The organism is Spirosoma endophyticum, from assembly GCF_900112365.1.
In the GTDB taxonomy this organism is placed as follows: Bacteria; Bacteroidota; Bacteroidia; order Cytophagales; family Spirosomataceae; genus Spirosoma; species Spirosoma endophyticum.
The window spans coordinates 601,158-627,051 of record NZ_FOLQ01000001.1 but is presented as its reverse complement, the minus strand read 5'-3'; the positions used below and the strand labels follow the sequence as shown (position 1 = coordinate 627,051).

The window sequence follows — 25,894 nt, the reverse complement described above, 5'->3', positions numbered from 1 at the left end:
ATCCTAAAATCACTCATTCTTAGCCCCAAACCGACCATGTTCCGACACATATTTACGTTTGAAATTCGCTATTGGTTGCGACAACCGATGGTGTACGTTTTCCTGCTGGTTAATATACTGATGTTCACCTGGGCATCCGCATCCGACGACCTCACCATTGGCGGTACGTTCGGTAATATTTACAAGAATGCACCCTATGTTATTCAGAATCAGTACGCTATCTGGTGTGTATTTGCTCTATTGATGACAACGGCCTTTGTGCAGAGTGCAGCCATTCGCGACTTTACGTACAAGACGAACCAGATTGTTTTTGCCTCGCCGATCCGTAAGTTCGATTACCTGGCCGGGCGATTTTTGGGCTCGTTTCTGGTTGCTCTTATTCCATTTCTGGGCATTTCGATTGGCATCATCTTTGGCTCCTGGTTCGGACTCATAACGGGTGCCACCGATGCCGACCGCTACGGCCCAATCGACTGGCTGGCTCACCTGAACAGCTTTCTGATTTTTGCCATTCCGAATACGTTTCTTTCGGGTGCTTTCATTTTTATGCTGGCTGCCCTGACGCGCTCGTCCATCACGGCGTTTCTTGGGGCAATTGTGCTGCTGGTCGCGCAACTTATTGCCGCGACCTTCCTGAGCGACGTTGAAAACGAACACCTCGCCGTCTACTTCGACGCTCTGGGTGTCGGACCCTTTCAACTGATTACCAAATACTGGACCGTCAGTGAGAAAAATACCCGCTCGGTCAGTCTGGCCGATGGGCTGGAACTGCTTAATAGGGCCATCTGGGTGGGCGTTGGTTTGTTGCTATTGGTCGTTACTTATGTTCGGTTTTCGTTTGAAGAGAAGGTCAAGAAACTACGTAAACGGCGTGATACGTCCGTCGATGATGCCGCCGGAAAAGCAGTATTTGTGCCATTACAAACACTACCTCGCGTACATATACACCACGGCTTGTCGGCGCAGTGGACCCAGATGTTCCGGGTTTTTCGAACCGATTTCTGGGGTACGATAAAGGGGACAGCTTTTATTGTGATTCTCTTCGCGGGACTGCTCAATATGGGTTTTTCGCTGCAATACGCCGGGAAGTTTTATGGACTGAGCTCATATCCCGTTACGTATCAAGTCATTCAGCTCATTCATAGCACGATTTCGCTGTTCTTGTTTGCCATTATTATTTTCTACTCGGGCGCCCTGATCTGGAAAGAACGTGATGCCGATCTGGATCAAATTTACGATGCAATGCCGCATCGAAACTGGAGCGTGTTCGTCGGAAAATTCATCGCCATGATGGGTATCGTGGCCATCATTCAGATTGTGTGTATCATCGCGGGTCTGACGACGCAGGCGCTGATGGGCTTTACTGACGTTGGAATAGGTCAGTACGTGATGGAGTTTCTGGTGATCGACCTGCTACGTTATGCCCCAATTGTTATCCTGTCGATGCTGGTCCATACGCTGGTCAACAACAAGTACATAGCGTTTTTTGCGGTCGTCGCCCTCCTGATTTCAAATGCCTATATCTGGACACCCCTGGATGTACAGAGTAATCTGGTGCAATTCAACGCGTCGCCCAATTACCAATACTCCGATATGAATGGCTATGGTCCGTACGTGGCCTCAATAACGTGGTTTCGCGTGTACTGGTCATTGTGGGGAATAACGCTGGGACTGGTGGCGGTTTTGTTCTGGGTACGGGGAAAAGATACGGCCTGGAGCAATCGACTTCGGTCGGCGGGGCAGGCCCTGAACGGGCAGCGACTGGCGATAGTGGGTCTGGCCATGGCACTGGTATTGGTGGGCGGTTTCATTTTCTACAATACGAAGGTTCTCAATCGCTACGAAACTACCAAAGTCAGGGAAAAGCAGCAGGTAGCCTATGAACAGAAATACAAGCGTTATGAACACCGGGAACAACCACGCGTCGCCAATGTAAAGTATACCATTGAGGTCTATCCCGAAGAGCGAAATCTGGTGGTGAATGGCGATTATGTATTGGTGAATAAGGCCACGAAACCAATTGATTCCGTGCACATTGTGCTACCCAACCGGCTGGACTTTATACTTAAATTAGATCGCGCTACGTTGGCGATGAACGATTCGTTGCTGCAATACCGAATCTATAAACTGAGCCCTGCCCTGGCTCCCGGCGATTCGCTGCACCTGCACTTCATAACCAAAAAACAAACGCACGGCTTCGAAAATGAGGTGCAGTATACGAAACAGGCAAATCAGAATGGCTCCTTTTTTGACAATTCCGACATCGCCCCGCAAATTGGTTATCAGGAGCAGGGGGAATTGGGGGACAAGAACGATCGCAAAAAATATGGCCTGCCCGAAAAACAACGGATGCCGAAACTAGAACGTAACTGCACTGGCGACTGCATGGACCACTATGTCAGTAACAATTCCGACTGGGTGATGGTAGAAACGATCATCAGTACGTCGCCCGACCAGATTGCGGTTGCACCGGGTTCGTTGCTGAAAGAGTGGCGGCAGGATGGTCCCAATAAACAACCCCGACGGTATTTTCACTACAAACTTGATCATCAGTCGCTTAATTTCTATTCGTTCATTTCCGCGAAATATGAAGTCGCCCGTGAGAAGTGGAATGGCATTGATGTAGAGGTGTATTACGACAAAAAGCACCTCTACAACGTCCGCGACATGCTTGAGTCGGTCAAGGGATCACTGGCGTATTATACCGAACACTTCGGGCCCTATTACCACAAACAGGCCCGGATTATTGAGTTTCCGCGTTACGCCAGTTTCGCACAGGCGTTTCCGGGCACGATGCCCTATTCGGAAAGTATTGGGTTCATTTCCCGAATCGACACCGAGGAAGATATAGACATGGTCAAGTACGTTGTGGCGCACGAAATGGGCCATCAATGGTGGGCACACCAGGTAGTCGGCGCGTATATGCAGGGGGCTACTATGCTGTCGGAAACGCAGGCGCAGTATTCAGCGCTGATGGTGATGGAAAAGGCGTATGACAAGAGCCGCATGAAACGGTTTTTAAAATTTGAAATGGACCGCTACCTGTCCTCGCGCGGATCAGAATCGCTGAAGGAAGTGCCCCTCGAGCAGGTAGAGAATCAAGGATACATTCATTATCGGAAAGGCAGCGTAGTGATGTATTATCTAAAGGAATTGATTGGCGAAGAGGCTGTCAACAAGGCACTGCAAACAATGATCAGTCAGTACGCCTACAAGCAACCGCCTTATCCGGTTTCTTACAATATGGTAGACTTATTCCGCCAGCAAACACCCGATTCGCTGCAATCGGTCATCACCGATCAGTTTGAACGGATAACGATCTTCAACAACCGTGCTACGTCGGCGTCAGCTAAAAAACGATCTGACGGTCAATATGACGTAACGGTGGAGGTGCAGGCAGAAAAGTTTTATGCAGACTCGCTCGGTCGGGAAACGCCAACGAAGCTAAATGACCTGATCGACGTCGGCGTGTATGGTAAACCCGCAGAAGGGAAAAAACAGGGCACGCTTCTGGTTGTCCGGCGCGAGCGGATGCGGCAGAAGAACGGCAAATATACATTTTTGGTAAAGCAGGAACCCTTTGAAGCCGGTATTGACCCTATCAATTTCCTCGTTGATCGGGTGCCGGATGATAACCTCAAGCGGATAAGTAATTTGTAATTTCTGGCACGGTGGGGTCACCCGACGGTTCAAACCCGCGCCAGACATGTAGTTTTTCGGAACAAAATGAGTCGCTACCCGATTGTTTAAGGGTAAACGAACGAGTAGTATGACAAAGGATTTGGCCGCCCTCACGCGCGAGATTAATACGATTGCCACCGATGCAGGGGCGTTTTTACTTCAGGAACGTAGCCGGTTTCAGCGCGACGCTATTGAATACAAGGGCCTTAATAACCTGGTGTCCTACGTAGATAAAGAAACGGAGAAGCAACTGGTGGAGAAATTGAGCAAGCTGCTTCCCGAAGCCGGGTTTATCACCGAAGAAGGCACAACGGGGCAGGAAGCCGATCAAAATGCCCTGAACTGGATCATTGATCCGCTCGATGGTACAACAAATTTCATCCATAGCCTGCCCGTTTTTTCGGTTAGTATCGGCCTGGCGGAGGGCAAAACGCCAATTGCTGGTGTGATTTACGACCCCAACCGCGACGAATGTTTTTCGGCCTGGCAGGGTGGGGGAGCCTATTGCAACGGGACGGCCATTCACGTATCGCCCGCGACGCAACTCGGTGAAAGCCTGATTTCTACGGGCTTTCCGTATTACAGCTTTGATAAAATGCCATCTTATCTGCACATTCTGGAATCGTTGATGAAGGAGACACACGGATTGCGTCGGATGGGATCGGCCGCGATTGATCTTTCCTACGTAGCATGTGGTCGATTCGAAGCTTTTTATGAATACAACCTTAACTCCTGGGACATGGCCGCGGGTGTGTTGCTCGTTCGTGAGGCCGGTGGTATCGTAACCGACTTCAAGGGGGGCGATGAATTTCTTTTTCGGGGCGACGTCGTTGCCGCCTGCGGTATCCACCCCGAACTGATAAACGTAATTCAGGCATATTGGAAATAGTTTTAATACGGAGTTAAAAGGAGATACACCGAGAATTAATAACATCTCGGTGTATCTCCTTTTTTTCCATGCATCCATTTCGACGGCCCGGTCCGTGTTAAAAAAACATCTCCCGCTTGTCCAGTTTCTAAAGACCTAAACTAACAATCGCGCTACGTGGCGGTTGACCTATTATTCATTTGTTACGAATTGCCTTACGAAAAGGCACATGACTTTCGGGTATTTACACCTGAAAGGTCATGTTATATGTGAATAAAACCGTTTACGTCTTCATGTTTGTTAAAGCCAATGTTAATGCAGTACTGATAAGCTTTCTCTTTTTTATGGCTCTGGTGCCGGCAAAGGCGCAGGATACCACCAGAACGACGGACAAGTCGGTTGCCCAAACTATTCCGGATACCTTATTATTCAAAATACAAAAAGCACAGTCGGTTATCACCCAAATCAAGGCGGATGATAAAAAAAGGTATGGCCTTACCCGCATACGGGCCGGACTGGCGGAAGTAAAAACCAACGTAGCACCCGTTTCCGCGGATTTGCGCGCACACGGAAAAACGGTTGAACCGAAGAACTTATCTAATTATAACCTGATTCTGAATGATGCCCTAAAAAAGCTGGCCGACTGGCGAACGATACTTTCCAGGACAAACAACGATTTACAAGGCAATCTGGATCAGGTACTTGCCCTGAGCACCGACTCACTACTGACCGTCGCGGGGAATGATACGACCGAAAAGAAGCTTTATTCGGATCAATTAGTTGGGCTGAAATTTCAACTGCAGGATGCGGGTACCCGCACCAGTACCCGGCTGGATACCGTTAGCCGATTGCTGGCCGATGTATCCGGTACGTATTTAACCGTTAGCAGCCTACAGACGACGCTTAATGAGCGGCTACAGAAGTCAACGGAAAATGCCCTGCAGAAAGAGTCGCCTTATTTATGGGAAGCCCCCATGGCGGTTTCGGCCGATAATCTGGGTTTACTCCTCAAATCGAGTTATCAGGGGCAGGACAAAATTCTCAAGTACTTTTTTGCCTCCACCTGGGACAATCGGTTTCTGTTAGTCATGCTGGCTGTGCTCTATTTTGTCTGGGTATTTACCAACTACAAAAAAGCACGGGACCCTGATTTACAGCAAAAAATTGCCCCGTTCCGGCTCGAAAACCTACGGCCTGTACCGATCGTGGCTACGCTGATTGTGTTGCTCAACCTGACACCGCTGTTTGAGCCTCAGTCGCCTTCTATATACATCGAGATTACCCAGTCCTTGCTATTTCTGGTCCTCACCTTTCATCTGTGGCCGAAGTTCTCCACGCAGGACAGGCGCATGTGGGTACTCACGGGAACGATGTACGTACTACTCATTTTAACCAACGCGATTGTTGGTGATTCTGCCCTTATGCGCCTGGGACTGATTGCCTTGAATGCTGGATTTTTGTACATCGGCATTGTCTTTACCGACCGACTACCACGGCAGCACATCAGCACGCGTATTGTTCGGTCAGTACGTATGTTTTACCTGCTGCTACTGGGTCTGGCGATTGTTCTGAATATTTTCGGGCGAATAAGCTTAGCCAAAACCGTGAGTATTACGGCCGTTATCGGATTGATCCAGCTGACAGGCTTAAGCCTATTTATGGTGGTCGTGCTGGAGGCTTTGGAGCTACAGATAAAAATAAGCGCTGGCTCAACCGGGTTCTTTTCCCGATTGAATGTCAGTCATATACGTTCCTCCTTTAAAAAGGGGCTGAGTGTTGTCGCCATTGGCTTATGGCTGCTGGTGTTTTTTATAAATGTGGGAATCGTCGACGTAGTCTTTAACGTAGTGTTTCATATCCTCACCAAACCTCGTTCGTTCGGTAGCCTTGCCTTTACGCTGGGCAACGTATTGTCGTTTTCGGTGATCATTTACCTGTCGAGCCTGCTGCAAAAAAACATCGGGCTGTTCTTTGGCGAGAGCCAGCTTCCAACGGCGAGCGGATCGACAGAACATGTAAGCTCAATCCTGGCGTTGGTACGATTGGTTATTGTTATCGCCGGGGTTCTGCTGGCGGTTGCCGCTTCGGGTATTTCCATCGATAAGTTTACGGTGGTACTGGGCGCGCTGAGCGTCGGCATTGGCTTAGGTATGCAGAACATTGTCAGCAATTTTGTATCGGGAATCATCCTGATTTTTGAACGACCGTTCCAGATTGGCGACTACGTTGAACTGGCCGATAAAAAAGGCCGGATACGCGATATTGGCATCCGGGCCAGCCGAATGATAACCTCCCAGGGATCGGAAGTTATTATTCCGAATGGTGATTTACTGTCGAATCGATTAGTGAACTGGACATCGAGTGATACGTACCTGAAAACAGAATTGACGCTGAAAGTGAGTGCTGAAACCGACTTAAACACGATTCAGAATATCATAACCCATGAAGTGGATCAACTGGACGGAGCCCTGAAAAACAGGCCACCAGAAATTGTCGTCACGGCTATTGGCGCGGATGCTGTCGAACTGAAAGTGGTGGTATGGATAAGCAGTATTTATACCGAAGTCAGTCTCAAAAGTCAACTGCTACAGCGTTTATTAACAGCATTCAAAGCGGCATCCATTAAACTGGTATAGCGTGTAATTCGTGATTTTAACCGCCCTTACAAAAACATCGGCTGCATAAACAGGCCAGTCTCTCAAAGCCATGCCACGGTTCTTATTAACCGGGTAAGTAGCCGTGGCTTGACTTTGAGAGAATAGCCTGATGAAACAAAAAAGTTAGGTTTTGGGGCGCATACCGCCTGAGAAATTATAGGCTCATTAGCTTCGAAGGGCTGATTTATCCATTACCTGAAGCACCTCTTTCGTTGAAACTTTCCTGCCCGTCCGGGCTGCTTCGAAAATGGCGCTTAGTAATTGTACATCCCGCATACCCAGTTCACCAGGCACAGTTGTCGGCTGGTTTTTTAAAATACACTCAGCAAAGGCATCCATTTGGCGGGCCTGCTGGGGTACGTTCTCGATCTCCATGTTGCCCTGGCTTGTCTTTCCTTCCAGCCCTGAATACCCGAAAGACGGAGCCAGCTCGAACCAGCCTTTGGCCGCTTCGGCACGTAGTTTATTTAGCTGTTTGTTGAAACTGGCTGTACAGTTGGCCACGGTGCCATCCGCGAAATGCAATTGAAAGTCAGCGCCTTCCTCCACCTTACTAAATTTCTCCGGGTCGGTTATCGGGTGGAACTTCGCCGTAACGGCAACGGGTACCTGGCCCTTGGTGTAGATAGCCCCCTGCAGACAGTAAACACCCACGTCGCGGACCGGACCACCGCTACCAATGCCCCGCCCGAGCCGCCAGGGCGAGCTTTCGTCCTGAACCTGACCATTTTCGGCAATAATGTGATTGATTTTACCGAATACCTCTTTCTGCCCCAGGCGCATCATTTCCTGGTTATGGGGCTCAAAATGAAGCCGATAGCCAATGGACAGTTGCCGATTGGCCTTTTTGCAGGCATCAATCATTTGCTGGCACTCCTCCGGAGTCATCGCCATTGGCTTTTCGCAGATGACGTGCTTGCCCGCTTTGGCCGCCCGAATGGTGTATTCAGCATGCAGGGCATTGGGTAAGACGACATAAACGATGTCAATGTCCGGGTTGTCGGCGATCTGGTCGAACGTTTTGTAATCGTAAATGTTCTTATCGGCAAGATCGTATTTCTTCTTCCAGGTTTCGGCTTTGTCCGGCGTGCCGGTAACGATACCTGCCAGACGGCAGTTGGTTGTTTTTTCCAGCGCTGGCGCCAGTTGCCCCTCACTGTATTTGCCCAGGCCCACCAGGGCAATACCGAGTTTGCGTTCCGATCCCGTTTTGGTGGTGGCGGAGCTGGCTTCGTCGGCGGTTGATTCACTACGTTTACTGGTGCAGCTCTGCAAACCCAGCGTTGTTATACCGGGCATCAGTAAGGAGGCAGCACCCAGGTGCTGAATGAAGTGACGACGTGAAAAAGACGATTGTTTCATAACGAAGAATGAGTTGAGCCGTAAACTGATCGAACTGGTCTAAATCTTTAATGTATTTTTAACCTTAGTCTGCTTCAAATGTTGGCTGGTCGAATGTAAGAATCTTAACCTGCTAACGGATACGTTACGTTCGTAGAACCGGACTAGGTCCTAAAAAGAAATCGGACGATCTTAAAAACCAACGGCGTAGGATATTTGTAGTAAGGAGCCAATTCAGTCCTTTTTTAACCTGTAGGCCGGATAACAACTATGCAAGATCTCGATTCTCTCCGCTATCCCATTGGTGATTTTGTTTATGGGCAGTCATACTCGCCTGAGGATACGAACCAGCACATTGCCGTCATTGACCAACTGCCCGTAAAGCTGACTGAATTGGTTGGCAAGTGGGGCGATGATCGTCTGGATACACCTTATCGCCCGGAAGGCTGGACCATCCGGCAATTGGTACATCACGTAGCCGATAGCCACATGAATGCCTATGTTCGGACGAAGCTGGCGCTGACCGAAAATAACCCTACGATCTCGCCCTACGAAGAAGGGGAGTGGGCGAAACTTCAGGATTACGACCTGGATGTAGCGATCTCGTTAGTGCTGCTACGGAGCCTGCACGCGCGCTGGGTACAGGTACTTAAATCGCTTACCGAGCCTGATTTACAACGTACTTATTTTCACCCCGGCAGTCGGCGTATCTTTCCACTCACGGAGGTGATTGCGATGTATGCCTGGCATAGTGAACACCATTATCAGCACGCCTTTCGACTCGCCGAACGGAACGGTTGGGTGTAAAAAAATGTATGATATATGACATAGGACGTATGGCTCTTGCCGAAAAACATACATCCTGTGTCATATATCATACATCCAACGTATCATGCAGGAACTCATCATCTTACTGATTTTTGCCGCTGCGCTGGTATACCTGGGTAGTCGGGCATACCGAAGTTTTTTTGCGAAAAAGAAGGCTGGATGTGGCAAAGGATGCGGTTGCGAAACGGACGTTAAATCACGGGCGTTAGTCACCGAAAAGTGAATATAGTTTTAGCTCGCTAACATTTTGTTGATCCGGTGTGTTTGTTGTAGCAGTGAATGCTCGACAAATCATCGGATTTTTTGTTGTAGTGGTAGCCCTGGCCGCTTCCATAAGTTGCCAGCGTGTTCGGCCAAACGCTCCCGCCAACGAGGAGTTCGAACCGGCGGTTGTCGATCCGGTTTCCTACATGGCCGGAAAACTTACCTTCAATATCCGGGATCTGGAGAAGAAAGTGAACAAAGGGCTGTCGACCACGCTGGTGACGGAAGAAACCTTTGAGGGTAAATCGGGGGAGGCCTGGCATTTGCGCGTCGAGCGAACCGGCCCCGTACGTATCACCTATGCAAACCGGCAGGTTTATTTTTCCGCTCCCCTACAGGTCTGGTACACAAATCCGATTGGCTTGCGAAAAAGCAAAAATCGCAAAAGCCGTCCCCTCTGTGCGCTTGCCGTGAATTTCGTTAGTCCGGTTGGCGTTGGCCCCCGCTGGCGATTAGAAACCAAAGCCCGCTTCGAAAAATACGAGTGGATTCAGAAGCCAACCGTTCAATTACTGGGTATAAAAATCAAGGTTACGAACATTGCGGAAAAACTCCTCGACAAACGTAAGGCCGATATTGAAGCCGCTATTGATAAAGCCGTTCACGACGGGCTTCGGCTCGACCGGGAAGTCAGCAAAGTCTGGCGGGATATGCAAAATCCGCTACGCATTGCCAAAGTGCCCGCCAACATCTGGTTGATGCCTCAGCCGTTTAGTATTGCCGTGGCTCCGGTGTATGGCAATGCGAAACAGATTACCGTACCTATTCAGATCGCGTTTCGGGTGAAGACACGCCTTGGCGACAAACCGATGGTTGATACGCTGCAATTATTACCTCGGCTGCTACGTCGGAAAGTGCTGCCAGATTCGTCCCGCCTGGAGGTACTTGCCTTCATTCCGTATACCGATGTTAACCAGGTGCTGGCCCGCACATTTGCGAATCAGAAATTTGATCTCGCCAGGGGCAATGTTCAGGTGAAAAGCGCGTCGGTTTATGGAAGTGGGAAAAAACTGATTCTAAAGGCCGACGTAGGAGGAACCGTATCGGGAACGTTGTATTTTCATGGAAGTCCGCGGTACGATACGTTGACCAATACACTACGTATGCTGAATGTAGATTTCGATGTGGACACCAAAGAGCGTCTGTTTTCTACCGCCGACTGGCTCCTGCACGATCACCTCCGCGACACGATTCAATCCGTGATGGTGATTCCGCTACGTCAACAGCTTTCTACGCTACCCGAAAAAATAGAAACGGCTTTTGCCCGCGCCAAAGTCGGTCAGAAAACGGCGCTCAACATCGATACCTTTCGATTAATCCCCCAGCGCATTGTAGTTCGCCCCGATGGCGTGCAGGTCTTAATCAAAGTGAAATCGAAAGTAGCCGTGAAGGTGAAGCGGTTGTAAAATTAGTCGTCTGTCAATAGTCTTTACAAGTCCTATACTACTCTCGACTGATTACTAACGACTGTTGACTAATTTTCTGGTTTCCAGCGCCACAAATACCGGCTGGCTTCGGTTCGATAGGGCCGCCAGGCGTTCGCAATTTCGTGCAAAACTTTGTATAAGGGCTTGCCCATTAGCCCTTCGGTTTTCTCCGAATAGGCACGTAGCATTCGCTGCCGAATCACCAGATCATCAATCGGAAAAACGTCGGGTCGGCTGAGCACGAACATGAGCATCATCTCAACCGTCCAGCGGCCAATGCCTTTTATCGGGATCAAATACTGCACAATTTCTTCATCGCTCATTGGGTCAAGGTGGGCACGATCGATTGGATTAGCCAGCGAAAACTCGGCGACACTTTGCAGGTATTTAATCTTCTGAAACGAGAGGCCCGCGCTGCGTAACTCGTCGGTCGTTTTGAGCAGCAGTGCGTCGGCATGGGGATAATTATCGGGAAATAGCCTCCGGAAGCGGATAAAAATGGCGTTAGCCGCTTTTACGGAAATTTGCTGGGATACAATACTTTCGAGCAGGGCCAGATACACATCGTCGGCATAATCATTGAAAATTTTGGGCGAAGGCGTTTCGGCAATAAGGCGTGCCATGATCGGGTCCTGAGCGATATGGGCAAGCGCTGGATCATTCATACTACGTATCGGTACGGTTGCTTATGAACTGGTAACAAAAAAATCCCACACCTGATTGCAACGGGCGTGGGATGTTGGGTAATTTAAAAAATTTAGAACGGCAGGCTCATACAAAAAGCAAGGTTCTCAATCGCTATCGACGCGATGCTAATACGTCCTGTATGCTCGTCCAGGTTACGTCCGGATAGCGGTCGTTGTCGAGCGGATCGTTCTGCACGCTGAACATACTCTGCATATACTGCCCTCGTTGCCAATCTGGATAGACTTCCTGTTCGCCTTCGGGATGGGCAGCACGCTCACGACGGTTATAAGCGGCCAGTTCGTCGCGACTACCCATACGGATCAATGTAAAAGGTTCCTTCACTACGTCCTCGGCAACGGTTTTCAACTCGTTGGGGCTGATCTGAAAACTGGCAATCCGCAGAACTCTTGGTGTAGTCGGGTCCATGGCGGCAGCCGCTGTAAAGGCTGCGGTGTCGTTCATGGTCGTGAAGTCTACCCGCCAGTCGGGACTTTCCCAGTAGCCGACGCTCTTGTTTTTGATATTGAGCATCGGAATATTGTAGGTCAGCAGTTCCGCGAAGGCTCCATTGAGAATGGACGTGCCCCGGATAGCCGTCTTCGTATTCAGGTGGTCGTTAAACGCACGGCGTAAGTCGAAGTTGCGGTTATCGCCCGGAGTCAATTTCGTAAAGTCGCTCGAAAAATCGGATGGAATGAACCTCGGTACACCGGCTGCCAGCGCTGCGTCGAGGAGGGTAGACTGGGCGTCGATAATTACGTCGTGTAAACCCTGTAACGCAGAGATAACGCAGGAAGCACCCACACAGGCTTCGGTGAGGCCAGCAATATTAGTCAAGTCAACCCGGATGACCGTTACTCCGCGCTGCTCAAGCGTCGCCACTTTAGCTGCATCGGTGCTGGGGCGAACCAGCGCGCGAACTTCGGCACCTCGTTCAAGCAATGCCTTACTAATTCGAACGCCGAGATCGCCCGTGCCACCCGCTATTACAATAATTGGGTTCATTTCGTATATTCTTTACACAGACAAAGGCCCTGTTGACGCGAATTGTTTGATCGTAGTATGTAGACCCGAGGGGATAAAAGAGAAAACAGTCAGGATGGGGCCTGGTTGTTCCAATCAGATGGACTACCATAAATCGTAAGCCGCTACGTTAGCCCAGGTAAAGAGAACCAACGTAGCGGCTCAGAAAAGACAGGTGACGATCTAGCGTCCGCCCAGCGGGAACAGATAACCTACCGATAGCATCGCATTCTGGGGTTTAAGTTTTGTGCCATCGTCGTTGCTCGAAAATAAGTAGGAGTAACGGGCTTCCAGTTGAACGGCGCCCGGTCCAGCTTGTAGAGCAACGCCAGCGCCACCCGAAACCCCGAACGAAAAACGGCCTGAACCCGTTATGTCGATCTTCTGTGATCCTGACTGACCCGCTTCCTGCACCGAAATCGTTCCGCCCATCGTGTAACTACCTACCGGGCCGGCATTGATGAAAAACCGAAGATTAGGTTGACCAAAGGACACTTTGAACAATACAGGCACCTCGATAAGGTTGTATTTCAATTGCAGATAATCGGGGCCAGCGGTCATTTTAACGCCATATTGGGTATACAGGATTTCGGGTTGTACCGAAAAGTTTGGGCCGCCGAAGTTGAACATCACGCCCCCGTGGAAGCCAATGACACGGGCAGCTTTAACACCTTCGCCAAAATTTGCCGGATCAAAGCCGCCAATTGTCGACGAGTTAGCACCTAATCGAAACCCAAACCGGAAACGGCTGTTATCAACAGTTGCGGGAGCCGAATACTGAGCCGGACCACTGACTGGTGCCGCCTGTGTCTGGGGAGCCGCATACACGGCCGCTGGTTGTTGCTGCGGCTGAGCAGCGGGCGTTGCATTCGCTGTTTGTGGAGCGGTGTATTGGGCTGCCGGAGCGGGCTTTTTCGCCGGAGCTGCAGTAGTTCGGCTAACGGCCGGACGCGTAGTGGTGGTTGAGTTGCGAACGGCTGGTTTAGTCTGGGCCAGCAGGCTTTGAGAGACAATGGATAGTGTCAATAAAGAGAAGAGGACTTTCATGATTCAAGTAGTTATTTGTTGTTTACTGAATCAAAATTGCGGGATTCCCCCGTCGTGTCCAGTGTTATATAGTTTGAACTGGCATTTCAATTGATTGAAGTGATAAAAGATTGTCTTGGGATGGAATGAGATTCATCATTTTTTATTCTCGCCGGGTTAAAACCCAGCGCAATTCATCCGTCCTATGTTTTTGCGATGGGTTTTAACCCAGCGAATCCTGTAGAAACACGTATATTTCTGGTACCATTGACCTGATTCCGAAACCCCAACCATGAAAAGCCGCTCGATTCAACATTCGCTACGTATTGCGCTATATTTTCTACTGACTACTGCGTTCTGTCAGGCGCAAAGTATCAATCCTGTAAAAGCCATTTTTCCGACGGACACGCGCTTTATTGCGAACGTAGCATACGCGGGTGATACATTGAAAAAGCACTTGCTGGATATCTATCTGCCCGCTAAAACCGGCACCAATCCGCCGTTAGTCGTCTGGGTGCATGGAGGGGCCTGGATGCAGAATGACAAGTATGCTGATATGAGCTACATGAAAAATACTGTCCGGTCGATTCTGGAAAAAGGGTATGCCTTTGCCTCAATCGACTACCGGCACAGCACCACGGCTCCGTTCCCGGCCCAGATTCAGGACTGCAATCAGGCACTGGAGTTTCTGTATCAGAACGCAGCTAAATACGGCTTTGACCGAAATCGGATTGCGCTCATGGGCTTTTCGGCGGGTGGGCATCTGGCGTCGTTGCAGGCCCTTTCCAACAACAACGATATGCCTGATTTCTACGCCAATCGGAAGAAACCGTCGTTTCATATCAAAACTGTCGTTGATTTCTACGGCCCGGCTGATCTGCTGGCGATGGTACGTCGGGATGCACCGCTGTCGGATACGGCAGTCGCCAGTCCCGAAAAGAATCTGCTGGGGGCATCCCCGTTACTACGTCCCGATCTGGCAAAACGAGCCAGTCCTGCTACGTACATCGATAAAAATGATCCGCCCTTTCTCATCATTCAGGGCGAGAAAGACGAGTCGGTTCCTGCTGCTCAATCGGTTATGTTAAGTTCCTGGCTGACGCTGGCACAGGTAAAAAACAGGCTCATCATCGTACCGGGCGCTCCGCATTACGGCGTTATGTTCGATAGCGATTTTAACCAGAAGGCCATTTTCGACTGGCTGGATACGTATCTGAAATAAAGGAATCGGCGATTCTGAAAACGATTCGTCTGCTGGTGAGTTTCTTTAATGAAGAAAGTAAACTCACGGTATGGAATACGTACGATTCGGAAATACGGGGATGGTTGTCTCCAAAATCTGCCTGGGCTGCATGACCTACGGACAGCCAACGGACCGCTGGCCCTGGGCGCTGAACGAGGAGCAAAGCCGCCCATTTATTCAGAAAGCCCTTGAATTGGGCATTAACTTTTTCGATACGGCCGATGTCTACACGGCGGGAGCCAGTGAGGAAGTGGTCGGGCGGGCGCTACGTGATTTTGCATCCCGCGACGAGGTGGTTCTAGCCACGAAAGTCTTTAATCCGATGGGCCCCGGCCCCAACGACAAAGGCCTTTCCCGCAAGCACATCATGAGCGCCATCGACGCGAGTCTGAAGCGGTTAGGAACGGACTATGTAGACCTTTATCAGATTCACCGCTGGGATTACGATACGCCGATTGAGGAAACGATGGAAGCACTGCACGACGTAGTGAAAGCCGGGAAAGCCCGTTACATTGGTGCATCGTCCATGTTTTCCTGGCAGTTTGCGCAGGCGCAATACATCGCTGATCTGAACGGCTGGACGCGTTTCGTATCCATGCAACCGCAATATAATCTGGTCTATCGCGAAGAAGAACGCGAAATGCTGCCCTTTTGCCAGGATCAGAAAATTGCCGTCATTCCCTGGTCGCCACTGGCGCGGGGACTGCTGACGGGCAAACGTAGCAGAGAACGTAACGAAACAGAACGGGCGAAAACTGATGCCTTTGGCAAGTCGTTATATACGCGCGACGATGATTTCGCCATTGCCGACCGGGTGACGCAACTGGCCGAAACCCGTGGAATTCCTGCTACGCAGGTTGCTCTTGCCTGGTTATTTTCCAAACCTATTGTCACCGCGCCCATCATTGGAGCCAGCAAGCCGGGTCATCTGGAGGATGCCGTTAGGGCACTTTCCGTTACGTTGTCGGATGATGAAATCAGGCAATTGGAGGAGTTATATCAGCCGCATCCGGTGCTGGGCTTTTCGTAGTTACATTTACGTAGCGTGGTGCTTCAGCCCGCTACGGTAAGCGAATGCCAAACATCTTCCGTGTTTTAAAGCGCTCCGTGCCTCTTTGGCTAACATTTTCCTTCAACACTTCTTTTATCAGGATACTACGTCAACGCTAACTTAACTCACTTCATGAAAGACGATGAAATCAACGATGGTTCAGTAGAAAACCCGGGGTCGTCCCGGCGGGGTTTTCTCAAGCAATCATCGGCACTGGCCGCATTGGCCATGACACCCCCGGCCGCTCTAACAGCGGTTGAAAAAGGGCTGGACGAAAAACTGGCAGTTGCCTTCGAACAGATTCCGCTGAAGGTGGAAATAAACGGGGCAATGCAGCAACTGAAAATCGAGCCACGCGTTACGTTGCTGGATTTGCTGCGGGAACAACTGAATCTGACGGGCACGAAAAAAGGATGCGATTACGGCCAGTGCGGTGCCTGTACCGTCCACGTCGATGGGCAGCGGGTCAACGCTTGCCTGACGCTGGCGATGACGACCGACGGTTGTAAAGTAACAACCATCGAAGGGCTGGCCGAGGGCGGCCCGGAGGGTAAGTTACATCCGATGCAGGAAGCATTTATCAAACACGACGGCTTTCAGTGCGGGTATTGCACACCCGGTCAGATCATGTCGGCGGTGGCCTGTATTCGGGAAGGACATGCCAAAAACCCGGATGAGATTCGGGAGTACATGAGCGGTAACATCTGCCGCTGTGGTGCGTATTCGAACATTGTGGACGCAATTATGGACGTAAAACAGGGAGGGGCCAAAGTATGAACCAGTTTCAATACATGCGGGTCACGAACCCCAAAGCAGCTGTTGCAGCCGTCTCGAAAGATAACACAACGATGTTTCTGGCCGGTGGTACCAACCTGATCGACTTGATGAAGCGCGGGGTTGAGGCTCCCGAAAAACTCGTTGATATTACCCGGATTCCACTCAATACCATCGAGAAAACAGCCACCGGACTACGTATCGGTGCATTAGCTAAAAACACGGCGGTGGCCGAGCATGAGCTGGTTGTGAAAAATTTTCCGCTACTCTCAATGGCGCTCAATGCCGGGGCATCCCCCCAGCTACGAAACATGGCGACCATAGGGGGCAACATGATGCAGCGCACCCGATGTTCGTATTTTTACGACACCGCCCTGCCCTGTAACAAACGAGAGCCCGGCAGTGGCTGTGGCGCCATCGGTGGCTACAACCGGATGCACGCCATTTTTGGCACCTCAACAAAATGCATTGCCGTTCACCCCAGCGATATGTGCATTGCACTAGTGGCGCTGGATGCAACCGTGAATGTATCGGGTCCAAAAGGAGATCGCCGGATTCCGTTCGCTGATTTTCACCGACTGCCCGGTGATACGCCCCAGAAAGACAACATGCTGCAACCCGGCGAACTGATCATGTCGGTTGATTTGCCAATGAACGGATTTGCGGGGAACTCGCATTACCTCAAAGTTCGCGATCGGGCGTCGTATGCGTTCGCACTGGTGTCGGTCGGTGTGGGATTGAAAATGAGCGGTAATACGATTCAGGACGTACGGCTGGCCATGGGTGGCGTCGCGCATAAACCTTGGCGGCTGACTGAAGCCGAGAAGTTTCTGAAGGGGAAGCCAGCTACCGAAGCGACATTTAAGCAAGCCGCCGAACTGGCCATGAAAGGTGCCAAAGGCCACGGCGAAAACGATTTCAAGCTGACCATGGCGCCCAACTCAATTGTTGAAGCCCTGAAAACAGCGGCTAAAACCGCGTAATCCCGACCATGACGAAAGACACAAAAAATCCGCCCATCGACCGGGTTGACGGGCGCATGAAAGTGACCGGCGGGGCCAAATACTTCGCGGAGTTTGAGATGCCCAATACCACGTACTGCGTGATTGTTGGCAGCGAAATCGCTAAAGGAGCCATTGCCAGTCTTGATACCAAAAAAGCGGCTGGTGCACCCGGTGTGCTGGGTGTCTTTACGCACCAGAACATGCCACCGATTCCGGGCTGGGATGCGCCCGTGCAGGGCAATGGCAACGGACCTCCGCCGGGACCACCCTCAGGCGGTGAGAAATACCGGATTCTGCACACGAACAAGATTCTGTTTTACGGACAGCCGATGGCGATGGTTGTGGCCGATACGTTCGAACGGGCCACCTACGCGGCTTCGCTCGTGAAAGCAACCTATACTAAACAGCCCCACCAGACGGATCTGACCAAAAATCTGGAGAAAGGGGTTACGCCGAAAGGTCCTCGCTTTGAAGACTACTTGCGGGGAAATGCAGATGCCTACAAATCGGCGCCAGTGACGCTGGAAGTCAAGTACACGATCCCCATTGAAGTGCATCAGCCGATGGAACTGCACGGGGTTTTGGCGGGCTGGACCGGCGATGACAAGGTGATGGTCTATGCTAAAACGCAGGGTGTTAAAGGGACGCAGAAGTCGGTAGCAGAAGCCTTTAAGATTGATCCCAACAACGTTCACGTCCATACCGAATTTATGGGTGGCGGCTTCGGGATGGGGCTACGTACCTGGCCGCAGGAGATCGCGGTGGTGGCCATCGCCAAAAAAGTAGGACGTCCGGTGAAGCTGGTAATTACACGCAACCAGATGTTCTCGCTGGTAGGGCATCGACCGACAACGGTGCAAACCATCAACATGGGGGCCGATACCAATGGAAAACTGGTTGGGCTCTCCCATGCTGCTACGGGTGAAACCGCTACGTATGAGGACTTTACAGAAGGCACGGTGAGCATGACCAAGTTCATGTATGCCTGCCCGAACGTGAGCACGAAATACAAAATCGTGCCACTCGACCGGGGTGTACCGATCTGGATGCGTGGACCGGGCGAAGCCACAGGGGCTTTTGCACTGGAGTCGGCGATGGACGAAATGGCAACCAAGCTTAAACTCGACCCCATCGAATTTCGACTACGGAATTATACTGAAACCGACCCCGAACATAACCGGCCATACTCGGATAAGAACCTGAAAGAAGCTTATCAGAAAGGAGCCGAGGCCATTGGCTGGAGTAGTCGAAAGGCAGAGCCGGGCAGTAATCGAGATAGTGACTGGCTGGTTGGCTACGGAATGAGTTCCGGTACGTTCAATGCGAGCAAGGGCGGGGCCACCGCACGGGCCGTACTGAACGCCGATGGTACGTTGCTGCTGCAATGCTCGGTAACCGATATTGGACCGGGTACAGGTACGGCCATGACCATGATTGCGCACAACGTACTGGGCGTTCCGGTCGAGAAGATCAAGGTGGAGTACGGCGATTCGGCATTGCCCAACTCGCCCCAGCAGGGTGGTTCAACCATCACGTCGACAGTTGGTTCAGCGGTTCATCAGGTCTGTACATCTGTTAAAAAGTCGCTGATAGATATGGCGACGCAATCGGGTACACCGCTGGCCGGGATTAAAGCCGACGATCTGACAGTTGCTGATGGATTCGTGTCTGCCGATGGTGATAGCAGCAAAAAAGTGGCGATTGCCGATCTGCTGAAAAAGGCGAACCTGACGACGCTCGACAAAACCGAAGAGTCGAAAGCGAATGGCAAGCCGGATGAACAGAAATATTCCATGTATTCGTTTTCGGTGCACTTCGTGCAGGTGCGCGTCAATCCGTCAACGGGTGTCGTGCGGGTGTCGAAAGCGGTCAGCGTGGCCGATTCAGGACGTATCATTAGCCCTAAAACGGCGGCTAGTCAAATGATTGGTGGGGTAGCGGGTGGTATCGGGATGGCCCTGACCGAAGAAGCCGTCATCGACCATCGCTTTGGCCGGATCGTCAATAACAACCTGGCCGATTACCACGTAGCGGTCAGCGCCGACGTACCGCATACCGAAACGATTGTCATCGACAAGCCCGATCCGTACATCAATCCGATGGGGGCTAAAGGCATGGGCGAAATTGCCCTGATCGGGTTTGCGGCTGCGGTCGCCAACGCGGTGTTTAACGCTACCGGCCAGCGCATCCGCGACTTGCCCATCACGCCCGATAAATTGCTGAGAACGGCGTAAAGAAAAAGTTACTCCGAATCATCCGCTACGTTTGTCTTTACGAAGGCAGACGTAGCGGATTTTTGGTACATTGTGCTTGATACAACCTTACCTTGTTGAAAGCCTTCCTATGCAAACACGAAAGCAGTTTTTGAAAAGCGTATGTACCCTGGCGGCTGGAGCTGCCTGGCTACCCGTAGATAGTCTGGCGGGTTTTGCCATGCCTGCTCCGAAGAAGTCGATCTATTTCGATTTTCACTGCCATCCGGGATGGTCAATGACAGAACGCAACTTCGTGAATAACCCGGAAACCAGGCTGACCCAAACGGTTAACGACATGAAGCAGGGCCAGTTGACGGGTGGCTTTCTCGCGTTGGTTGCCGATGCCCCGCTTATAAAACCAGGTCCCAAAGGAATAATTATTACCCGAAAATACGCGCCGGGCGAGGAATGGGTTGAGTATAAACGCCAGCTCCAACGGCTCAAAGAAGTTTTCAGTGCCCAATCCATTCCGTTTTCAACGGATCTCAGCGGTCTGAACGCCGAACAGAGTAGTCCCTTTGGTTATCTCGCGGTGGAAGGGGGCGATTTTCTGGATGATCAGCTTCAACGGCTGGACGAGGCCTATCAGGATGGCGTTCGATCCGTTCAACTGGTCCACTACGCCCCCAACAATATCGGCGATCTTCAGACGGCCGAACCTACATTTAATGGGCTATCGTCGTTTGGGAAGGACGTAGTAAAAAAGATGAATGAACTGGGCATGGCGATTGACGTAGCACACGCTTCCTTTGAAACGGCCAAAGCGGTAGCCAGCCTTACGAAGGCCCCTATTTTGTTGTCGCACAGTGTTCTGCAAATGGAAGCCGATCGGCCAATTGCCGTCCGGGCGATTTCAAAAGAGCATGCAAAAGTAGTGGCTGAAACGGGTGGAGTAATTGGCGCCTGGCCCTCCGGATTTAACAAAAGTTTCGACGAATATGTCGATAACATAAAGCGGCTGGTGGACGTAGCGGGCATCGATCATGTGGGTATTGGCACGGATATGAGCGCCAACTTCCAGCCGGTTATGACTAGCTACACGCAGTTTCCTCAAGTAGCGGAAGCCCTTAAAGTAAAAGGACTTTCCAGTGACGAAGTCGACAAGATAATGGGCGGAAACGCTAAAACGGTGTTAGCCAAGATAGCGAAGTCGCGGGCAAAGTGATCACAATAGTTAATTACGTATCTCCGTAATACCAGGAGCAGGACGAATGGTTGGCGCTCAGGACTCGCCAAAATCTGTTAGTGAGTGCCAGCCGTATGTATGAAAAAGTGAAAATGACCAATGATGAACCAGCGAATTGAACAGATTAAAAAAGGAATTGAGCCGTTACGGGAGGAGATCATAAACCACAAGGTTTATGCCGCGATTCAGAGTGTTGAGGATATACGGGTGTTTATGCAGTACCATGTGTTTGCCGTCTGGGATTTTATGTCATTACTCAAGGCGCTGCAAACGAATCTGACCTGCACATCGGTCCCCTGGTTTCCGAAAGGATCGGCCGAGACGCGCTATTTGATCAATGAAATTGTGGCTGGAGAAGAGTCGGATGTGGATAGGGAGGGTGTCCGGAAAAGCCACTTTGAGCTATATCTGGATGCGATGCAGCAATGTGGAGCTGATACGTTACCCATTGAAACCTTTATTGCCGAATTAAAAGAAACCGGCGATTTTGACCGGGCATTTACGCGGTCGGGAACGCCGAAGGCCGCCGAAGACTTCGTTCGTTTCACGTTTGACGTGATTGCGAGCAACCGCGAGCACCTGCAATCGGCGGTGTTTACATTCGGACGGGAAGATTTGATTCCCGGCATGTTCATGTCCATCATCGACGACCTGCATACCAAATTTCCGGATAACCTGTCAATCTTCAAGTACTACCTCGAACGCCACATTGAAGTAGATGGTGATCACCATAGCAACCTCGCGCTGCAAATGACGGCGAACCTGTGTGGCGACAACGAACAGTACTGGCAGGAAGCCGAACAGGCAATTCGCCAGGCGTTGCAAAAACGCATTGACCTCTGGGATGGTGTATATAACGAGCTAACGGAGAAGCGATTAAATCAGGCACCAGAAGAAGTGGTTACTATAGTTTAGGGTGCCGATATACGGTTGAGAACCGCATAATCAATTGAGCAGACTGAATCATCCGCTACGTTTATCTTTACGAAGGTAGACGTAGCGTTTTTTTGTGGTGGACAAATGAGATGGAAAAAATAAAGATTGCTATAACGGAAGATCACCGTCTTTTAAGGGAGTCTATCAAAATGCTACTTGAGAAAAATGGTGATTTCGACGTTTTGATAGAGGCATTAGATGGACAGGATTTGTTGGATAAATTAGAGAAGTCAACTTCCATTGATCTCATTCTGATAGATATAAATATGCCGGGAATGGATGGCATTGAAGCGACAGGAATTGTAAAACAGCGCTGGAGTTCAATAAAAATAGTTGCTCTTAGTTTAATCGACAGTCAAGATGTGATCGATAAATTTTATGGTCAGGGTGGTGATTTATATCTAATCCATGGCTTGCCAAAAGAAAAATTAACATCAGAATTATTACGAATCATGAATAGATAATTTAGTGTCGTTTCTTCACCGTTAGAGCAACAAACCGCCGGGACATTCTTTGCTCGAATGTCGTAAATAATACCTCGCTGGTTAGATAATACAAAATCGCATAACTACCAAGATACGTAATGTATCCGTATCTCCACAAGTAGCAATATTAAAAGCTACACTTTAGCTAAATGATTGTCCTCTTCCTAAAGCGTTGCTATTTAACCCCTACTCTCAAAGTCCATGTCTGGTATTGATAGAAAAACCTTCCTGAAAGAAATGTCACTACTGGCGGGCGCTACGCTCGTGTCGGGAGGATGCTGGGCGAGTGAATCGGTGCGGGAAAAATCAGCCATCAAGCTGGGGTTTGTTACGTATCTGTGGGGGAAAGACTGGGATTTACCAACGCTGCTCAAAAACTGTGCGGATGCCCGCATCCTGGGTGTTGAGTTGCGCGTCGAGCACGCACACAACGTAATGCCCGAACTGAATGCGGTCCAACGGCAGGACGTCAAAAAGAGATTTGCCGACAGTCCGGTTAAACTCGTTGGGTTAGGCACCAACCAGCAGTTCGATTACGTGGATCAGGCGAAACTGAAAGCTTCCATGGAACGGGCTAAAGAATTCATCCGCTTGAGCGCCGACGTCGGTGGAACGGGCGTGAAAGTGAAACCCAATGCCCTGCACAAAGAGGTGCCAGTTGAAAAGACAATTACTCAAATAGGGGAGTCCCTGAACGAGCTGGCCCGCTACGGCGCAGAGTTTGGGCAGCAAATCCGGCTGGAAGTTCATGGCGAGGAAACGCAGGAATTGCCCATGACCAAACGGATTATGGACGTAGCCAACCATCCGAACGCCACCATCTGCTGGAACTGCAACCCACAGGATTTGAACGGCAAGGGCTTCGAATCCAACTTCAATCTGGTCAAAGATCGGTTCGGTGCTACGTGCCATGTCCGCGAACTGGACCGAACCGATTATCCCTACCAGTCGCTGCTGAACAATCTGGTCAAAATGAATTACAACGGTTGGGTACTCCTCGAATGCCATACCAATCCGGCCGATAAACTGACGTCGATGAAGGAACAGCGGGCGGTGTTCGACCGGATGATTGTCAAAGCATAGTCTTGAACAATTGATCGACAAACTCGCCAAGAAATTAGGTTAACTACGTAGCGTCCTTTACGCATTTACTTTAGCGTTCCTGGCGATTAAATAATAGATTTAGAATGACTATTGAACCGCACCAACTAAACGACAGTCGAATTGCCGAATTAATTTCGGACGATCTTATCATTAAAACGGCTGAAGATGGTCTGGATCTATTAGGAAATTTGTATTATCAGGACTTCGATAGTATTATCCTTCATGAGAAAAATATTATACCTGATTTTTTTAATTTAAAGACCGGAATGGCAGGCGAAATCCTACAGAAATTCTCAAATTATCGAATGCGTTTGGGCATCGTTGGTGATTTTTCTCACTACACTGGCAAAAGCATCAACGACTTCATGTTTGAAAGTAATAAAGCTGGACAAATCAATTTTGTTAAGTCATCAGCAGATGCTCTGACTAAACTTTCAAATCTGTGATTGCCAAACTTGCCATTTTCACCCGGTGAGTTGAATCAATATAGACTTATTGAGAAGTTCGAAAAGCAAAAAATAGTGTACCAAATGACCATACAATTTAGCCCGCAGGAGATCGAGGTTATTCAGCGCTATTTTAACAAAGTTAGGTCTGGATTTCTCCAGACACAGTTGCCTCAGGAGTGCCCTGAATGGACAACTGTTTTTCTATTACTCAGAAAGTTACTTGCTTTCGGTATTTATGCTGGCCTGCAAACAGACTCGGGAATACCTTATAAAGAGTTGCAGACAAAAACCCAAAAGCCTGAAACCATGCTGGCGAATGTACACACATACGCTGGCACATTTGAGCAGCTACTAGCGGCCTACACGGCGCATCACTAACGAGAATTGGTAGACACCGTTTCCGCTTCATTTTGGCTACAACATCCGTGGGTTTGGCTACAGTCTGCGCGTTGCAAGCAGTGACCTTTGTGGTCGTAAGTTAGATAACAGCGATTATGATTCACTCGAAAGGATATGCAGCGCAAAGTGCTGAAACGGATTTAGCCCCCTGGGATTTTGAACGACGGGATGTTGGCCTGCACGACGTATTGATCGACATTGCCTACTGTGGGGTTTGTCATACCGATGTTCATCTGACACGTAACGAGTGGTTCCCCGGTCTGTTTCCGATGGTGCCCGGTCATGAAATTGTCGGTATTGTTTCGCAAGTCGGCAACCACGTAACCAAATTCAAAACCGGCGACCGGGCTGCGGTGGGTGTCATGGTCGATTCGTGCCGGGCGTGCGAGGACTGCAAAAATGGACAGGAGCAGTTTTGCGCCGTTAGTCCGGTGGTGACCTACAACAATCTGGACCACTACAATATGCCTGCCTATGGTGGCTATGCCAACAACATCGTGCTGAATGAAGATTTTGCCCATCATGTCTCCGAAAAGCTAGACTTTGCTGCGGTGGCACCCCTGCTGTGTGCGGGCATCACAACGTATTCGCCACTACGTAGGTGGAAGGTGGGTGAGGGGCATAAACTGGCTGTCGTTGGGCTGGGTGGATTAGGCCATATGGCCGTAAAATTCGGCGTAGCCTTTGGGGCGGAGGTAACGGTGTTGAGCACATCGCCCGGCAAGGAAGAAGCGGCCAAAAAGCTGGGTGCACATCATTTTGTCGTCACGAAAGATGAGGAGCAAATGAAGTCGACACTACGTTCGTTCCACTTTATTGTTGATACGGTAGCTGCCAATCATGATCTTAATCCGTATCTCGCACTTTTAAAAACCAATGGCGTTTATATCAACGTCGGTATGCCTGCCGAACCCTGGCAGCTTTCGTCGTTTACGCTGGCCACAGGAAATAAAGTCGTATCCGGTTCGGGAGCGGGTGGCTTGCCCGAAACCCAGGAAATGCTGGATTTTTGCGCTGAGCACAACATTGTTTCCGACATTGAATTGATTAACATCAAAGACATTCATACTGCATTCGACCGCATGTTGAAAGGGGATGTGTTGTACCGTTTTGTGATTGATATGGCAACCTTATAGCCATAGAACGCAGATTATCATGATGCTTTAAGATCTTATTTTAATCAAACTGATCATAAAAATCTGCGTT

Annotated in this window: 22 protein-coding genes; 18 read left to right on the top strand and 4 right to left on the bottom strand. The window is 50.1% G+C overall.

The genetic code is table 11. From position 1 onward, the window contains the following. Positions 1 to 36 precede the first annotated feature (36 nt). The 3 genes from BM202_RS02385 (at position 37) to BM202_RS02375 (ending at position 7,185) form a co-directional block, all read left to right on the top strand. The gene (locus BM202_RS02385; RefSeq protein WP_093822854.1) at positions 37 to 3,660 is read left to right on the top strand and encodes an ABC transporter permease/M1 family aminopeptidase; all 3,624 of its coding nucleotides are present in this window, start codon (positions 37 to 39) and stop codon (positions 3,658 to 3,660) included. Positions 3,661 to 3,769: 109 nt separating this feature from the next. Next, on the top strand, positions 3,770 to 4,570 hold the full coding sequence (locus tag BM202_RS02380; RefSeq protein ID WP_093822853.1) for an inositol monophosphatase family protein: 801 nt from the start codon (positions 3,770 to 3,772) through the stop codon (positions 4,568 to 4,570). Between the two features lie 323 nt (positions 4,571 to 4,893). Beyond that, complete coding sequence (locus BM202_RS02375) at positions 4,894 to 7,185, top strand: mechanosensitive ion channel domain-containing protein (protein ID WP_245776490.1); 2,292 nt, start codon at positions 4,894 to 4,896, stop codon at positions 7,183 to 7,185. 186 nt (positions 7,186 to 7,371) lie between these two features. Here the strand turns inward: BM202_RS02375 and BM202_RS02370 are convergent, their stop codons facing one another. Further along, on the bottom strand, positions 7,372 to 8,568 hold the full coding sequence (locus tag BM202_RS02370) for a Gfo/Idh/MocA family protein (RefSeq protein ID WP_093822852.1): 1,197 nt from the start codon (positions 8,566 to 8,568) through the stop codon (positions 7,372 to 7,374). Positions 8,569 to 8,817: 249 nt separating this feature from the next. Between BM202_RS02370 and BM202_RS02365 the strand changes: the two genes are divergently transcribed. The 3 genes from BM202_RS02365 to BM202_RS02355 all read left to right on the top strand — a co-directional run bounded on the left by BM202_RS02365 (position 8,818) and on the right by BM202_RS02355 (position 11,045). Beyond that, on the top strand, positions 8,818 to 9,354 hold the full coding sequence (locus tag BM202_RS02365) for a YfiT family bacillithiol transferase (protein ID WP_093822851.1): 537 nt from the start codon (positions 8,818 to 8,820) through the stop codon (positions 9,352 to 9,354). A gap of 85 nt (positions 9,355 to 9,439) precedes the next feature. Continuing rightward, positions 9,440 to 9,598 (top strand): FeoB-associated Cys-rich membrane protein, encoded by a 159-nt coding sequence (locus tag BM202_RS02360; RefSeq protein ID WP_093822850.1) that lies wholly within the window; start codon positions 9,440 to 9,442, stop codon positions 9,596 to 9,598. Between the two features lie 37 nt (positions 9,599 to 9,635). Next, complete coding sequence (locus BM202_RS02355) at positions 9,636 to 11,045, top strand: DUF4403 family protein (RefSeq protein ID WP_317039666.1); 1,410 nt, start codon at positions 9,636 to 9,638, stop codon at positions 11,043 to 11,045. A 68-nt stretch (positions 11,046 to 11,113) separates the two neighbouring features. On the opposite strand, the gene BM202_RS02350 is transcribed toward BM202_RS02355, so the two are convergent. The 3 genes from BM202_RS02350 to BM202_RS02340 form a co-directional block, all read right to left on the bottom strand. Next, positions 11,114 to 11,731, bottom strand: coding sequence for a DNA-3-methyladenine glycosylase family protein (locus tag BM202_RS02350; protein ID WP_093822849.1), 618 nt, complete (start codon positions 11,729 to 11,731; stop codon positions 11,114 to 11,116). A gap of 133 nt (positions 11,732 to 11,864) precedes the next feature. Then, the gene (locus tag BM202_RS02345) at positions 11,865 to 12,758 is read right to left on the bottom strand and encodes an NmrA family NAD(P)-binding protein (protein WP_093822848.1); all 894 of its coding nucleotides are present in this window, start codon (positions 12,756 to 12,758) and stop codon (positions 11,865 to 11,867) included. A 201-nt stretch (positions 12,759 to 12,959) separates the two neighbouring features. Then, a complete protein-coding gene (locus tag BM202_RS02340; protein WP_093822847.1) occupies positions 12,960 to 13,823 on the bottom strand; it encodes a porin family protein in 864 nt (287 codons plus the stop codon). Positions 13,824 to 14,094: 271 nt separating this feature from the next. On the opposite strand from BM202_RS02340, the gene BM202_RS02335 reads away from it, so the two are divergent. The 12 genes from BM202_RS02335 (at position 14,095) to BM202_RS02280 (ending at position 25,824) form a co-directional block, all read left to right on the top strand. Beyond that, positions 14,095 to 15,024 (top strand): alpha/beta hydrolase, encoded by a 930-nt coding sequence (locus tag BM202_RS02335; RefSeq protein WP_093822846.1) that lies wholly within the window; start codon positions 14,095 to 14,097, stop codon positions 15,022 to 15,024. 70 nt (positions 15,025 to 15,094) lie between these two features. Then, complete coding sequence (locus tag BM202_RS02330; RefSeq protein WP_093822845.1) at positions 15,095 to 16,075, top strand: aldo/keto reductase; 981 nt, start codon at positions 15,095 to 15,097, stop codon at positions 16,073 to 16,075. Positions 16,076 to 16,228: 153 nt separating this feature from the next. After that, positions 16,229 to 16,873 (top strand): (2Fe-2S)-binding protein, encoded by a 645-nt coding sequence (locus tag BM202_RS02325; protein ID WP_093822844.1) that lies wholly within the window; start codon positions 16,229 to 16,231, stop codon positions 16,871 to 16,873. Continuing rightward, complete coding sequence (locus BM202_RS02320) at positions 16,870 to 17,853, top strand: FAD binding domain-containing protein (protein ID WP_093822843.1); 984 nt, start codon at positions 16,870 to 16,872, stop codon at positions 17,851 to 17,853. Before BM202_RS02325 ends, BM202_RS02320 begins: the two co-directional genes overlap by 4 nt. Before the next feature lie 8 nt (positions 17,854 to 17,861). Continuing rightward, on the top strand, positions 17,862 to 20,108 hold the full coding sequence (locus tag BM202_RS02315; RefSeq protein WP_093822842.1) for a xanthine dehydrogenase family protein molybdopterin-binding subunit: 2,247 nt from the start codon (positions 17,862 to 17,864) through the stop codon (positions 20,106 to 20,108). 109 nt (positions 20,109 to 20,217) lie between these two features. Then, entirely contained in the window at positions 20,218 to 21,294 is a 1,077-nt protein-coding gene (locus BM202_RS02310) for a dipeptidase (protein WP_093822841.1), read from the top strand. A gap of 123 nt (positions 21,295 to 21,417) precedes the next feature. Then, positions 21,418 to 22,230: a DUF3050 domain-containing protein gene (locus tag BM202_RS02305; protein WP_093823599.1), complete on the top strand. Its 813-nt coding sequence runs from the start codon at positions 21,418 to 21,420 to the stop codon at positions 22,228 to 22,230. A 110-nt stretch (positions 22,231 to 22,340) separates the two neighbouring features. Continuing rightward, the gene (locus BM202_RS02300) at positions 22,341 to 22,715 is read left to right on the top strand and encodes a response regulator (protein ID WP_093822840.1); all 375 of its coding nucleotides are present in this window, start codon (positions 22,341 to 22,343) and stop codon (positions 22,713 to 22,715) included. Positions 22,716 to 22,937: 222 nt separating this feature from the next. Beyond that, positions 22,938 to 23,819 carry a sugar phosphate isomerase/epimerase family protein gene (locus tag BM202_RS02295; protein WP_093822839.1) on the top strand — a complete coding sequence of 294 codons (882 nt, stop codon included), beginning with the start codon at positions 22,938 to 22,940 and terminating at the stop codon, positions 23,817 to 23,819. A gap of 104 nt (positions 23,820 to 23,923) precedes the next feature. Further along, positions 23,924 to 24,286 (top strand): DUF4180 domain-containing protein, encoded by a 363-nt coding sequence (locus BM202_RS02290; protein ID WP_093822838.1) that lies wholly within the window; start codon positions 23,924 to 23,926, stop codon positions 24,284 to 24,286. Between the two features lie 84 nt (positions 24,287 to 24,370). After that, on the top strand, positions 24,371 to 24,667 hold the full coding sequence (locus tag BM202_RS02285; RefSeq protein WP_143100620.1) for a hypothetical protein: 297 nt from the start codon (positions 24,371 to 24,373) through the stop codon (positions 24,665 to 24,667). A gap of 116 nt (positions 24,668 to 24,783) precedes the next feature. After that, positions 24,784 to 25,824, top strand: a complete 1,041-nt coding sequence (locus BM202_RS02280; RefSeq protein WP_093822836.1) for an NAD(P)-dependent alcohol dehydrogenase — start codon at positions 24,784 to 24,786, stop codon at positions 25,822 to 25,824. Positions 25,825 to 25,894 lie beyond the last annotated feature (70 nt).